Genomic DNA, 13,166 nt, shown 5'->3' with positions numbered 1-13,166 from the left:
CTCGGGTGTGCTGTGCGGTCGGTGGGGCTGGAGTTCACGGTGTGCGGCGGCCCGCGCCGTCCAGAAGGCCGATCAGGCGTCTGGCCCACCACAGGACGCGCGGCGCCCAGTTCCGCCGTTCGGGCGGGGCGGTCTCGTCGTGGAACCGCACGTAGGTGACGACCTGGTTCAGGGCCGCGACCGGCTCGGCGATCCGCCAGACCGCCGCGCACCGGGCGGGCGACATCAGGGGCACCCACCCGGTGAAGCAGCGGGCGAGGGCCCGCGCCCGCTCGGCGGCATCGGTGGCGCTCCGCAGCGCGGGGGCGATGTCCAGGAAGGGGTGGCCGACGGCGGCCTCCGCCCAGTCGAGCAGCATGATGCGGCCGTCGGCCGCACCGACGCCCCAGTTGCCCGGGTGCAGGTCGCCGTGGACGAGCGTGTCGCCGGGCGGCTGGGTGGCCAGTTCCGCGCACCAGGAGGGGATCCGGCGCAGCGCCTCGGCCCAGCTCCGGGCCTCCCGTGGGGTGAGCGCGTCCGGCAGCGGGGCGTCCGGCCCGAACACGTCCGCCCGTCCGGCCAGGGCCCGCGCTTCCCGGGCGAGCGCGTCCGCACGACGGTCCCAGCAGCCGAGCCCGGTCAGCTCCGCCACCCGGCCGGGCTCTTCGAGCAGACGGCGCTGGAGCACGGCGAGTTCGCGCAGCGCGTCGCCCCGGGCCCGCTCCGGCAGCCCGGTGCCGGGCAGCAGGCGGACGCCGCGCGTGCACCAGCCGGGCCCGGGCAGGTCCGGGGCCAGCACGGTGGGCACGAGGCCAGGCCGGCGGGCACCCAGCCGGGCGAGCAGCGGTCCTTCGTGGGCCAGGCAGGGCAGGGCCTGTTTGTAGTAGACGGGGCCCTGCGGGGTCGGACAGCGCAGCACCGCGGACAGGACCCAGTTCTTGACCTCGGTGACCGGGCCGGTGCGGCTGATGCCCTCGTGGGCGAGCGCGGCGTCGATGCGCGCGGTCGCCGCGGTCGCCCAGCCCGAGTGCCGCCACGGCACCGCCTCAGTGCCGGAAGAAGCGCTCACCGGTCACGATCCAGCTGATGCCGTGCCGGACGCAGGCCTCCCGCAGCGCGCCGGCGTCGGTGGAACCGCGCGGGGTCACGAGCTGGGTGACGCCCGCCCGTGCCGCCAGTTCGACCACCTCGACGAACGGGAAGTGGTTGTCGGCCGCCAGGGTGACGCCGGTCAGGGGCGGTGTCCGGGACCAGTCCGGTTCGTGCGCGGCCTGCCCCGGGTCGCACAGGACGCCGACCAGTTGGTCGCGCACCGAGGGCGTCAGGTCGCCCTCGGCGACCCGGGCCCGCCAGACGGCTCGCTGCGCGGCGTCCACGTGGTCCGCGAAGCGCAGGGACAGCAGGTCGGGGTGGTGGCGGCGCTGCCAGACCAGCGCGCGGTGCGCCGCGAGGCGGGTGCAGTCCAGCCGGTGCTGCTGCCCCATGCCGATGCCGATCGTCTGCCCGCCGACGGCGAACACCATCGAGTTGGACTGGGCCTGCGCGACGGCGAGGACGGCCACGGCGAGGCTGTCCGGGTCGTGGAGGTCGCCGCAGACCGTGTGCAGGCCGCCGGCGAACCCGGCACCGCCGGGGATCTCCCGGGTGAGCCGCAGTCCGTACGTCTCCTGGACCTCCCGCCGTACGGGCGGGGTCGTGGGGGCCGGTCCGCGCAGCACGATGAACGTGCCGTCGTTGAACCGCCGCAGCCGGTCGGCGACCCCGGGCGCGTAGTCCGGGGCGATCACCCCGACGGCGTTGGCGAAGAGGGACGGATCGACGTCGCCGGTGACCGGGCGGGAGACGGCCACGAAGTCGGCGTACGCGTACTTGGGTGTGGTGCTGCGGGCCCGCAGGACGGCGCGGCCCACCGGGTCGGCCGGCAGCGGGCCGCGGTCGTGGAACTCCTCGGCGCCGGGGGCCAGGGGCGTGCCGAGCGCGACGCCGGCGGGCGAGGTGTGCTTCGAGGTGGCGCAGGCCGCCTCGCCGGTCTGCCGCTCCAGCCGGTCGGCCAGGTCCCGGGCGAGGAGCGCGTCCAGGACGTTGATGTACGACGGGACACCGGACAGCAGCTCGAAGGGCGGGTCCGAGACGGTGACGGGCTCGGCGGTGCCGGTCTCGTGCGGGTTCATGCCCCGGGACAGTGTGATCACGACGCCTGCCTCCGCCACGGGCGCACCGGTGCGGTGGACCCGGCCGGGACGGCGCGGACGCCGCCGGCCCGCCGGGCACCGCGCAGGGTGTCGAGGGTGCCGAGCTGCCAGCCGAGCTGCCACGCCAGCCGGGCCCGGCCCGCCGGGCGCACGATCCCCGGGAGGAGTCCGGCCAGCCGGATCCACTCACGGGCGTGCTCCGCCCGGGAGACCGGGTCGAGCCCCTGGCCGGCGAACTTCGCCCGCAGGACGACGGCGTCCCGGGCCTGGAACCGCGCGCGTCGCAGCCGGGCCCGGTGGGTGGTGCGCAGGGCGACCGAGACCACCGTGGCGGCGACGGCGATGCGCCGACCGGCCAACTGCGCCCGCCAGGACAGGTCGATGTCGGCGAGGGCGGGCAACTCCTCGTCGAAGCCGCCCAGTTCGTCGAAGAGCTCGCGGGTCGTGCCCATCAGCCCGCCGGGTACGTTCGGCAGGAACAGGCTCGGCGTCAGCACGTCGCAGAGCTGGTCGGGCGGCGTGCTGCGCAGTACCCGGGGAGGGTTGAGCCGCCGGTAGTCGATCTCGGCGGTGACCATGCCGGCCTCGTCCAGTGCCGCCGCCATGGCGTCCAGGTAACCGTCGGCCACCTCGTCGTCGGCGTCGAGGAAGAGCAGCAGGCGCGCGTCCGACGCCCGTGCGCCGGCGTTGCGGGCGGCGCCGGTGCCGCGGCGCGGGTGGTGGGCGACGATCCGCACGGCGGGCAGGGCGTCGCGGTACCGGTCGACCGTGCCGGCCAGGTCGTCGCGGGAACCGTCGTCGACGACGACCACCTCCCAGTCGTACCGGGTCCGCTGCCGGGCCAGGGCGGCGAGCTGACCGCCCACCAGACGGGCCGCGTCGTGGCACGGGATGATGACGGCGATGTCCCTCACGGCTGCCCCACCGGCTGCGGCGCGGGCGCCAGCCGGCCGTCGATGGTGTCGAGGAGTTCCGCCAGCCTGGCGTCGTCGTGGGCGCCGGCGGTGTTGCGGAAGACGTGCACCGGGGGCAGGTACGGCGGCGGGTCCTCCAGCAGCAGCGCGCGGTAGACGCCGCTCACCTGGTCGAGGGTGTAGCTGTTCTCGTAGTGGCGGATGCTCTTGGCGCGGGTGACCACGCGGTGCGCGGCCTCGGCGACCGGCACGTCGAGATAGATGATCAGGTCGGGGAAGCGGGTGCCGGCGAGGTGGTGGCGGTCCAGGGTCTCGCGAGCCGGGATGCCGTACAGCGCCTCCAGATAGGCCGCGTCGCTGAAGACGTACCGGTCGGAGAGCACGGTGCGGTGTTCCAGCAGGTCGCCGATGGCGCGGGCCTGGAGCCGCTTGTCGCGGAAGTAGGCGTCGGCGATCTCGGCGGGGGTGTGCCGGCGCGGCCGGTGCTCCCGGACGTCGATGATCACCCGGGCGGCCCGCGGGTCCAGCCAGGAGTGCTGCCCGATCCGGGACAGCGGGCGGCCGGTGCCGCGGACGTGGCGGGCGATGAGCCGTGCGGTGGTCGTCTTGCCTGATCCGTCGATCCCCTCAAGGGCGAGGAAGCGGTGTGGGCTGGTGGGCAGCAAGGGGTTCTCCGTACCTGCGAGCGTTGGACAGGGAAGGGCGCGGGCGCCGGGCTCAGGGCGCCGCGGGCGCGGTGGCCGCCGGCGGCCGGGCCGCGGGTGCGCCGCCCAGGCCTTCCGCCCAGGCGAACGCCGACTCCATCACCTGGGACATCGACGAGTACGTCCAGGAGCCGTAGCGCCCGAGGGCCGTCAGCCCCCGCTCGGCCAGGAAGCCGAGGGCGCGTTCGGTGACGGCCTGGGCGGCGGGTGTGAAGACGACGTAGCCCGGGTCGGCGTGGAACACGCGCGACTCGACGACCTCGCCTTCGTCCAGCATCCCCACCGCGCGCACGCCCCGCAGGACCCGCGCGGTGAGTTCGGCGTCGCTGACGGCCGGCTCCCCGGAGCGTTCGACGACTTCGGCGAGCACCCCCCACCCGTCGGCCGGGGCCATGGCCGGGTCGAACTCGGTCATGAACACCAGGCGGGTGAAGGGCACGTCCGCGCGCGTGTAGTAGCGCCAGTGGCCGGTGCCCGCGGGGCGCGGGCCGCGCACCGCGAGCGCCACCGACCGGACCCGGTTGCGCGGCAGTTCACGGCAGGCGGCGACCAGGTCGGCCGGGGCCGACGCGCACCGCTCGACCGTGGTCGGCAGCGGCAGCGTGGACAGGCACTCCCGGGTGTAGTGGAAGTGGACCGGCCCCTCGGGCGTCCGTGCCCGGACCAGGCGCCGCTCCGGGTCGATGTGCTCCACGGTGTGCCGCAGCCGCAGGTCGGCGACCCGGCCCGCCAGCGCCTCGGAGAGAACCTCCATGCCCCGCCGGCCGGGGCCGGACGGCCGGGGGTACCAGCCGCGCGCGTTGTAGGGCGCGGTCACCGGCCGGGCCGGATCGGCGCCGTGCTCGACCTCCGCCAGGCCGGGCCGGGTGAGGTTCCAGTGGAAGCCGGAGGCGGACAGCTCGTTGAGCGGGCGCCGCCACAGCTTGGCGTTGTAGGGGAAGAAGAACAGGTCGCACAGAGTGCGTCCGAACGCGTTGAGCAGCAGTTCCGCGTAGTCGGCCGCGTCCGCGCGGTCCGCCCGCGCGGCCTCGGCGAAGTCGGTGAGGCAGGCGGCGCGGGCCTCCGGTTCGAGTCCGGCCAGGTGCAGCTGGACCGGAAAGCGGGTGGTGCCGGCGGCCGTCTCCACCCAGGCGACCGGGGGGCAGGGCCGGAGCGTCTCGCCGAGCATCCCGCGGATCCGCTCCTCCACGGAGGGGTGGCTGAAGTAGAGCAGGTGGATGACGTGGTCGAACCAGTACGCGCCCACCCGCTCGGTGCGGACCAGTCCGCCGGGCCGGGGCTCGGCCTCCAGCACCGTGGCCCGGTCGCCGAGCAGCGAGCCGCCCGCGAGGCCGGCGAGACCGCCGCCGAGGATCAGCACCTCCGTCTCGACGATCTCGTCGCGTCCGTGGGGCCGTTCGGGAGTGGGGTGGGGCATCGCGGGCGACCTCACATCGGTGCGCGGAGTCGGGTCGGGGGCAGGGGCGGGCCGTGCGGGTGGCCGGAGGCCAGCCACCCGCCGGCGGTGCGCCGCGGCGACGGTCAGGCGTCGGCCTGGGCCGTCTGCTCGTCCACGTGCTGCCACGGCTTCACCGAGACCGCGGACGAGTGGGCGGTCTCCGTGGCGCCGACCGTCTCCAGGTCGTAGGACTTGACCGCGTCGACGAACGCCTCGAATTCCAGCTCATTACCCTCGGACATGTTCCACCTCTTTCGTAGATGTGCGAGATGCGCGGGAGGATTGAATTCCCCCCTGCCGAAAAATCTAGCAGCCCCCGAGAATCGACCTCAATGAATTTCCGGGCCGGAGATTTCCGATATCCGCAGCGGATTTTCAGAGGTGCACGACGCCCGCGCCGACCGCCCGACCGCTGGTGTCGAACAGCAGCCGGGCGGCCTCGGCGATCGCGGGCAGGTCGTAGTCGAGGTGCGGCTGGAGCAGGACGACCAGGTCCGCCTCGGCCACCGCGGCGTCCAGCGCCGCGACGCGCCGCAGCGTGCGCCCGCCGGCCGGCAGCCGGGTCACGTACGGATCGTGGAAGGACAGCTCCGCACCCAGAGCCACCAGGCGTTCGGCCACGGCCAGCGCGGGGGCGCCCCGCCCGTCGGCGACATCGGGTTTGTAAGTGGCGCCCAGCAGCAGGATGCGGGCCCCGCGGACGCTGCGCCGGGCGTCGTTGAGCAGATCGGTGACGCGGCCGACGACGTAGTCGGGCATGCGGTTGTTGATGTCCTGGGCCAGCTCGGTCAACCGCAGGGGATGGCCGAGGCTGCGGCCCCGGAAGGCCAGGTACCCGGGGTCGACGGGAATGCAGTGGCCGCCGACGCCCGGCCCTGGCCGGAAGGCCTGGAAGCCGAACGGCTTGGTGCCGGCGGCGTCGATGACCTCCCAGACATCGGCGCCCAAGCCGTGGCAGAACACCGCCAGTTCGTTGACCAGGGCGATGTTGACCTGGCGGTAGGTGTTCTCCAGCAGCTTCGCCAGTTCCGCCGCCGCCGGGGTGCTCACCGTCACGACCTTCTGCACGAGCCGGTCGTACAGCGCGGTGGCCGCGGCCGAGCACTCCGCGGTCACCCCGCCGACGATCTTCGGGGTGTTGGACAGCCGGAAGGCCTGGTTCCCCGGGTCCGTGCGCTCCGGTGAGAAGGCCAGCCGGAAGTCACGCCCGACGACCCGGCCGTCCACGGCCAGCAGGGGCAGCAGGACGTCCGTGGTCGTGCCGGGGTACGTGGTCGACTCCAGCACGACCAGCGCACCCGGCCGCAGCCGGGGCGCGATCAGCCGGGCCGCGTCGGTGACCGCGGTCAGGTCCGGCACCGAGTCGCGCAGCGGCGTGGGCACGCAGATGGCGATGGCCTCCGCCCGCGCCAGCACCTCCGGGTCACCGGTGGGGTGGAACCCCTGGGCCCGGGCCGCCGCCACGTCGGCGTCGGAGATGTCGTCGACGTAGGAGCGGCCGGCCGCCAGGCGCGCCACCCGCTCCGGGTCCTGGTCGAGACCCGCGACCCGCATACCGGTGCGGGCCGCCTCGACGGCCAGCGGAAGACCGGCGTAGCCGAGTCCGATGACGACGAGATCGTACGGTCCGGCTGGTCCAGCCATGGCCCGACTCCTTCTCGTGACGGGAAGACGAAGCTTTCCTTTCGGCTGCCGCGACGGCATCCGGCCCTCAGGCTTACCGGACCGCGCGGGCCGGTGACGACTTCCTTGCGGATATACGAACCCCCTCCCGGCTGGATTTACGGAAATGCGCAGGGACGCGTCCTCCGGAAGGGGCGGAGCCACATAATTCGCCAGGGAATCGTGCGTACTGAACGGCCGAACACGGGAGGTTTCTTGAACACCGAGACGAAAACGGCGCCGGCCGGCACCGGGGCTGCTCCCCCGCCGTGCCGGATTCTGGGTTTCCGTGACCGGCACCCGAACGTCATGCCCGACGTCGCCGGGTTCCTGGCCCGCTGGGACAGCCCCGGCGCCGCCCGGCGCCCGGCCCGGCTGCACCGCAGCGAGGCCGGCAACATCAACACCGCCGGGCTCCCGGGAATCCACGAGGCCGAGGACCTCGACCCGGCGCACCCCGACTGGCGGGCGGCCATCGAGGACGGTGTGTGGCCGCTGGTGCACACCCTGACCGGTGGGGACTGGGCGCTGACGACGTACGACAGTTGCCAGGGGCACGCCTACCGGGACCCGGCGCTGCCCCCGGCCCAGCGGCGGGTCGGGGTGCTGCCCCGCTCCGGCGCCGAACTCCTGGCGATCGCCGCCGCGTTGTGCCGGGCGGTACGCACGGCCACGCCCCTGGTACCGGCGCCCGTCCGGGTGTCGCTCAACCGGTCCCTGCTGACCTGCGGCCGCAGCGGCGACGGCCACCCGGTGCTGGACCTCGGCCTGGACCGGGCCCCGGGAGCGAGCTGGGACTCCTACTTCGCCGCGCTGGACGAGGCCACGGCCGCCCTCGTCACCTGCCTCGCCGCCGAGCGGCCGGCAGCGGGCGCCGGGTGCGGCTGCGGTTGAGCCCACGCGGACCGTCCCGGGGTACGGCTGAGCGCGCCCTCGCCACCACGGCGGGGCGCGCTGCCGCCCGTACCGGCGACCCGGCTCCCGCCGGCAACTCAACCGCTGCCGGCGACTCAGCACCCGCCGCCTGCAACTCGGCACCCGCCGGCAGCTCAACCGCTACCAGCGACCCGGCTCCCGCCGGCAGCGAGCCTGCTGCCGGCGACTCGGCTCGAACGGCGAGGCGCGCCGGCGCCCGGACGGAGCCCTCGCCCGGAGCGGCCGGCCGGCTCAGACCGACAGGTCCAGCGTGCCGGCCCGTCGGGCGGGTACCGCGACCAGCCAGCGGAACGTGGCGAACGCGGCGAGCAGCCAGGCCGCCGCGGTCAGCAGGGCCAGCGTCGCGGGCCACAGCGGTGCGGTCCAGCCGGCGCCTTCGGCGACCAGACGCAGGGCGCGCAGGGTGTGGGTGAGCGGCACCGCCTGGGCGGCCCAGCGCACCGGCGCGGGCCAGTAGCCGAGGGGCACCTGGACACCGCAGAACGCCATCATCGCCAGATAGGCGCAGTTGGACACCACGTTCCGCAGACGGGGGACACTCAGCACGATCATGGCCAGGAACAGGCCGACGCAATAGGTGGCCAGCGCGGTGAGCGCCACCAGGGCCACCACGCCCGGCACCTGCGCCGGGCGCCAGGTCACGCCGAACACCGGCCCCAGCCCGAACAGCGCCACCAGGGAGGTCACCACCCCGCTGGCGGGCCAGTGCAGGCTGCGGCCGACGAAGACCCAGACGGGGTCGGCGGGACCGGCGATCAGCAGGGACAGCGTCCCGGCGCGGCGTTCCCCACTGGTGCTCGCCACCACCGCCATGGTGTCGATGACACAGGTCATCAGCGCGTTGCCCAGCGCCAGATAGCGCACCGTCGCCGGGTCGCCGAGGGCGCGGCCGAGGCCGGTGAAGAAGACCACCTGGGCGAGCATCCGGCCGAGCCAGCCGAACAGCCAGCTCCGCCAGCTGTAGGTGGCGCGGAAGTCGGCGAGGGCGTTGAGCAGGCCGTAGCGCACGAGCAGCGGGGCGGTGGGATACGCGGGGCCGGCCGGCGGGGCGTACGGGGAGGAGGACGAGGAGGTCAGGGACATACGGACTCTCACAGCTCTCTCAGGTGTGGCTCAGCGTGCCGGTCCTGCGGACCCGCCGGAGGACGGCCGCCAGCAGCAGGGCTCCGGTGAGGTAACCGAGCAGTCCGAGGACCGCCACGGCCGTGATGCGCAACAGCGGCTGGTGCATGGCCGGAGCCGCCAGACCGTCGCGCAGCAGGTCGGCGCTCCAGCTGAGGAAGATCACCCGGCCGGCGGGCCGGATCCACCCGGGGAGCGTGGTGACCGGCACGAGTACACCGCTGAGCAGGAACACCGGGTAGTTGAGCGTGTTCTGCACGATGCGGGCGGAGGGCAGCAGCACGAACAGCGGCGACAGGATGCTCGCGGTCGCCGCCATGGCCGCCGCGGTGGCCAGCACCCCGGCGGCCAGGGCGAACGGGTGCGGTACGGCGATCCAGCGGCCGAAGAACAGGCCCGCCGTCAGCCACGCTTCCAGCATGGTCGAGGTGCCGAGCAGGCTCACCGCGCAGATCCGGCCGACGATCACCCCGGAGAGCCGGCCGGGGGCCGCGATCAGGCCCTCCAGCGTGCCCTGGTTGCGTTCGTCGGTGATCAGCTCGCCGGCGATGCCCAGGGCGAGCGCCCACTGACCCATCAGAGTGGGGGCGACGATCGCGTAGGGCGCGATGTCGTGGCGGCCCGCGTGGTCCGCGATGGACAGGAACACCGCGGTGAACAGAGGCGCGGTGCACCACACCTGGAGGGTGCCCGGGGAGCGGGGCGCGAGCCGCAGCTGGAAGCGCAGGGAGGCCAGGAAGAGGTTCACGAGGAGACCGCCATGCCGCGTCCGCCGACGAGACGGAGGTAGACCTCCTCCAGACCCGGTGGCGCGGTCGTCACCCGGTACACCCCGGCCCCGGCCAGCAGGGCCAGCGCCTTCGCCGCCGCCGCGGGGTCGCGCGTGTGCGCCTCCAGCCGGCCGGTGCCGGGGTCGTGACGGACCTCGACCACCCCCGCGGTCGCCTCCAGTGCCGGTACGAGGCCGGCCGGTACGTCCTCGGCCACGATCCGCTCGTGTCCGGACAGCAGGCGGCCGATGGCGGCCGGGTCCTCCGTCACCACCGGACGCCCCCGGTCGATGAGCGTGACCCGGTCGCACACCGCGGCGGCCTCCGCCATGTCGTGCGTCGTCAGCAGGACGGTGCGCCGTTCGGCACGCAGGTCGGCGACGAGCGCGCGGAAGTCGAGCGCGGCGACCGGGTCCATGCCGACCGTGGGCTCGTCGAGGATCAGCACGCGCGGGTCACCGATGAGGCCCCGGGCGAGGTGCAGGCGCTGCTTCATCCCCCGGGAGAAGGTGTCGACCCGCGACGCCGCGCGTTCCGCGAGGCCCACCCGGTCCAGCAGCTCCTCCGTCCGGGCCCGCAGCGGCCGGCCGCGCAGCCCGTACATCGCACCCCAGAACCGCAGGTTCTGCCGTGCGTCGAGCCGGCCGTACAACCCGCGATCCCCGCCGAAGACGAGCCCGATGGACCGGCGTACGGCCCGGGAGTCGCGGACCACGTCGTGGCCGAGGACGGTGGCCCTGCCCGTCGTCGGCTCCAGCACGGTGGTGAGGATCCGGCACAGGGTGGTCTTGCCGGCGCCGTTGGGGCCGAGCAGTCCGTGCACCTCGCCCGCTCCCACGGTCAGGCTCAGCCCGCGCAGGGCGTGCACCTCCTTCGCCGTACCGCCGCGCCGGTCGGTGTAGGACCGGGTGAGGTCCTCCATGACGATCGCGTCCATCGTCGCCGCCTCCTGCCGCCTCTCGTCGTCACGCCTGCCCGGGGACCACCACGGGGTGCGGGGCCCGCGGCCGGTGCCGTCCGGTCCCCGGCCCGTCACGTCGGACTCGGTACGGCCCGTCGTCGCGGACTCGGTACGGCCCGTCACAGCGGGCTCTCCCAGAAGCAGTGGTCGACGGACCAGCCGGCGCGCAGCAGCCCGCGCAGGACCGTCTCCGCCCGCCGGCCCTCCGCCGGTTCGTGGGGATGCACCACGTGGCCGCAGAGCTTGCGGCCACGGACGGCCTCCGCGATGGCGGCCACCAGTGCCGCGGTGGCGGCGCCGCGGTGCTCCGCGGGGTCGATGAGGATGTCCACGAGTTCGGCGAACGGCTCACCGGTGACCTCGTCCCGTTCCCCGGTCAGCACGGTGCCGTGCCCCACGGGCTCGCCGGCGACCTGGGCGATGAACGACCGCCTGGCGGGATTCGCCATGATCGCCGCGATCCCGGCGTGCCCGGGGTCGACCTCGTGTCCGGGGTAGGCGTTGCGGAATGCCTGGACCAGCCAGGCGTGCACGCGAGGGTCGTCGGCGGGGGTGGCGGGACGCACGGTCACGGCCGTACCGTCCGGGACGGCGGCGGCGCCGAGGTGGCGGATGTAGGTCAGCCGTGGCCGCCACGGTCCGGGCGGGCGGACGTCCCCGGCCGAGCGGAGCAGCACCGAGGTGGCGCCGGGGTGCCGCTCGCGCAGCCGGCGGCGCAGCGTGGCGAGGGCCAGGGCGTCGCCGGTCAGCCGTGGGTCGCAGTACTCGACGAGCACCTGCGGACGGCCGCTGACGGGATCGTCGCAGCGGTCGGCGACGTAGGCGAGTCCGCGCACCTCGTCCGCCAGCCCGGCCCGCCGGGCCCGGTCGAGGTAGTGCTCGACGGCGTTCACCGGGGCTCCGGGCGGACCACGGCCCGGAAGCCGTCCAGGACCTGCGCCGCTGCCTGCCGCAGGTCCTCGCCGCTCACCCCGGCGAGGAACTCCACCTCGGCGGCCGGCGACCAGGCGGCGGGGCCGCCGCTGCGCATCGCGAGGAACCTGGCGCACTCCAGCGGGTTGTCGACGGAGGTCAGGATGCGCATCTGGGCCTGGCGGCGGGCCGAGGCCAGGTCGTCCGGCTTGGGGCCGTCGGCCGCTATCTCCTCCAGCGCGGTGCGGATGACCCGCAGGGCGTCGGGACCGTTGCCGGGCTCGACGCCGGCCAGCACCCGCCAGGCGCCGGTCTCGCCGTAGCCGCGGTTCCACGCCTGGAAGGCGTAGGCGAGCCCCGCCTCGCCGCGCAGCCGGCGGTAGAGCAGCGACGAGGGGCTGGAACCGAGGAGCTGCGCGAGGACGTTGAAGTACGGGCGGCGCGGATCGTGGTTCGGCACCGAGCGGCCCCCTGCGCACACCCACGCGAACTCGTCGGGCCAGGCGGGCGGTTCGGGTGTGCTGGAGGCGGGCAGTGGGAGCGGCGCGGGCACGGCGGTGCCGATCGTGGCCAGGACGTCGCGGTCGATGCCGGCGACCACCGGATCGATCGCCGCGGGGACGCGCGGTCCGACGACGATGGCGGTCAGGGACGCCGGCAGCAGCCGCTGCGCGTGTCCGGCGGCGACGGCCGCCACGTCCATCCTCTCCACGTCCGCCGTCGTACCGCCGACCGGGCGGCCCAGGGGGTGGTCGGGGAAGAGGTGGGCGAGGAAGGCGTCCTGCACCACGTCGCCGGGGTCGGCCGCGGCGGTGGCGAGTTCCCGGAAGACGGCACGCTTCTCCTGCGTCAGGGTCTCCTCGCCCAGACGGGGCTGGAGCACCGCCTGGTAGAGCAGGCCCGCGATCTCCTCGGCGTCGTCGGCGTGCACCCGGGCGTGGAAGAGCATCCGGTCCAGGCCGGTCTCCGCGTTCGCGTAACCGCCGAGCCGCTCGACGTGCTCGCTGAACGACGGCACCGTGCCCACCGGCGCCGACATCAGCACGTGTTCCAGTACGTGGGCCAGACCGCACTCCCCGACCGGGTCGTGCCGGGAGCCGTACGTGGACGCCAGACACACGGTCGTGGTGCTCAGCCGCTCGTCGACGAGCGCGATGACGGGCACCGGGCCCTCCACCCTGCCGAACTCGTACACAGCAAACCCTCCTTGAAAAAGTCGTCGCGTCCTTCACGTACGCCGGCGCGAAGAGGAATGCCGCCACCCGGAGGTGGCGGCATCCGTGTTCCTCCCGCTTTTTCAGCGGTCCTGCGGCTTCACCTTGTCCAGACGCGGACGCAGGATCGAGGCGTGGTTCGCCATGGTGTACCTCCTCAAGGGTGAACGGAATCCGACGGCAGTGACCGTAGCCAGCCCGAAACGGTGACAGCAACAGGCATTTCTGCATTCCGCAGTCGAATTCTCCGCGGAGTCTCCCGGACGACGGACGGCTGCTGATTCCGGAAATCGGGTCTGCCGTTTACGGAAAATCCGGTCGCCGCCGAATCGGCCGCCGTTAGGCTCCGCTCGTCCCTGCTT

The 13,166-nt window shown here is 74.3% G+C and carries 13 protein-coding genes; 1 reads left to right on the top strand and 12 read right to left on the bottom strand.

Annotation, left to right across the window (positions count from 1 at the left end; translation table 11 throughout):
• Positions 1-34: 34 nt before the first annotated feature.
• From ACH4LD_RS34010 to ACH4LD_RS33980, 7 genes are all read right to left on the bottom strand, one after another.
• Positions 35-1,048: a phosphotransferase gene (locus ACH4LD_RS34010; RefSeq protein ID WP_398057977.1), complete on the bottom strand. Its 1,014-nt coding sequence runs from the start codon at positions 1,046-1,048 to the stop codon at positions 35-37.
• Positions 1,026-2,171: a hypothetical protein gene (locus ACH4LD_RS34005; protein ID WP_398057976.1), complete on the bottom strand. Its 1,146-nt coding sequence runs from the start codon at positions 2,169-2,171 to the stop codon at positions 1,026-1,028. The genes ACH4LD_RS34010 and ACH4LD_RS34005 overlap by 23 nt, the downstream gene beginning before the upstream one ends.
• Positions 2,168-3,085 carry a glycosyltransferase family 2 protein gene (locus ACH4LD_RS34000; RefSeq protein ID WP_398057975.1) on the bottom strand — a complete coding sequence of 306 codons (918 nt, stop codon included), beginning with the start codon at positions 3,083-3,085 and terminating at the stop codon, positions 2,168-2,170. Before ACH4LD_RS34000 ends, ACH4LD_RS34005 begins: the two co-directional genes overlap by 4 nt.
• Positions 3,082-3,750 (bottom strand): AAA family ATPase, encoded by a 669-nt coding sequence (locus tag ACH4LD_RS33995; protein ID WP_398057974.1) that lies wholly within the window; start codon positions 3,748-3,750, stop codon positions 3,082-3,084. Before ACH4LD_RS33995 ends, ACH4LD_RS34000 begins: the two co-directional genes overlap by 4 nt.
• Positions 3,751-3,802: 52 nt before the next feature.
• Complete coding sequence (locus tag ACH4LD_RS33990; RefSeq protein WP_398057973.1) at positions 3,803-5,206, bottom strand: protoporphyrinogen/coproporphyrinogen oxidase; 1,404 nt, start codon at positions 5,204-5,206, stop codon at positions 3,803-3,805.
• Positions 5,207-5,310: 104 nt separating this feature from the next.
• On the bottom strand, positions 5,311-5,469 hold the full coding sequence (locus ACH4LD_RS33985) for a hypothetical protein (RefSeq protein ID WP_366764157.1): 159 nt from the start codon (positions 5,467-5,469) through the stop codon (positions 5,311-5,313).
• A 133-nt stretch (positions 5,470-5,602) separates the two neighbouring features.
• Positions 5,603-6,871, bottom strand: coding sequence for a nucleotide sugar dehydrogenase (locus ACH4LD_RS33980; RefSeq protein WP_398057972.1), 1,269 nt, complete (start codon positions 6,869-6,871; stop codon positions 5,603-5,605).
• A gap of 327 nt (positions 6,872-7,198) precedes the next feature.
• Here ACH4LD_RS33980 and ACH4LD_RS33975 point away from each other — a divergent pair, with 327 nt between their 5' ends.
• Positions 7,199-7,783, top strand: a complete 585-nt coding sequence (locus ACH4LD_RS33975) for a hypothetical protein (protein WP_398057971.1) — start codon at positions 7,199-7,201, stop codon at positions 7,781-7,783.
• Between the two features lie 273 nt (positions 7,784-8,056).
• Here ACH4LD_RS33975 and ACH4LD_RS33970 read toward each other — a convergent pair whose 3' ends face one another.
• From ACH4LD_RS33970 to ACH4LD_RS33950, 5 genes are read right to left on the bottom strand one after another with little or no spacing between them, the layout of a single operon-like run.
• A complete protein-coding gene (locus ACH4LD_RS33970; protein WP_398057970.1) occupies positions 8,057-8,908 on the bottom strand; it encodes an ABC transporter permease in 852 nt (283 codons plus the stop codon).
• A gap of 19 nt (positions 8,909-8,927) precedes the next feature.
• Positions 8,928-9,695, bottom strand: coding sequence for an ABC transporter permease (locus tag ACH4LD_RS33965; protein WP_398057969.1), 768 nt, complete (start codon positions 9,693-9,695; stop codon positions 8,928-8,930).
• Entirely contained in the window at positions 9,692-10,801 is a 1,110-nt protein-coding gene (locus tag ACH4LD_RS33960) for an ABC transporter ATP-binding protein (RefSeq protein WP_398057968.1), read from the bottom strand. Before ACH4LD_RS33960 ends, ACH4LD_RS33965 begins: the two co-directional genes overlap by 4 nt.
• Positions 10,798-11,571 carry a GNAT family N-acetyltransferase gene (locus ACH4LD_RS33955; protein WP_398057966.1) on the bottom strand — a complete coding sequence of 258 codons (774 nt, stop codon included), beginning with the start codon at positions 11,569-11,571 and terminating at the stop codon, positions 10,798-10,800. The genes ACH4LD_RS33960 and ACH4LD_RS33955 overlap by 4 nt, the downstream gene beginning before the upstream one ends.
• Entirely contained in the window at positions 11,568-12,785 is a 1,218-nt protein-coding gene (locus ACH4LD_RS33950; protein WP_398057965.1) for a M16 family metallopeptidase, read from the bottom strand. The genes ACH4LD_RS33955 and ACH4LD_RS33950 overlap by 4 nt, the downstream gene beginning before the upstream one ends.
• Positions 12,786-13,166 lie beyond the last annotated feature (381 nt).

It is taken from the genome of Streptomyces sp. NPDC017676, assembly GCF_044329325.1.
GTDB lineage: Bacteria > Actinomycetota > Actinomycetes > Streptomycetales > Streptomycetaceae > Streptomyces.
Note: the sequence above shows the minus strand (reverse complement) of the source record. Positions and strands in the feature narration are given on the sequence as shown.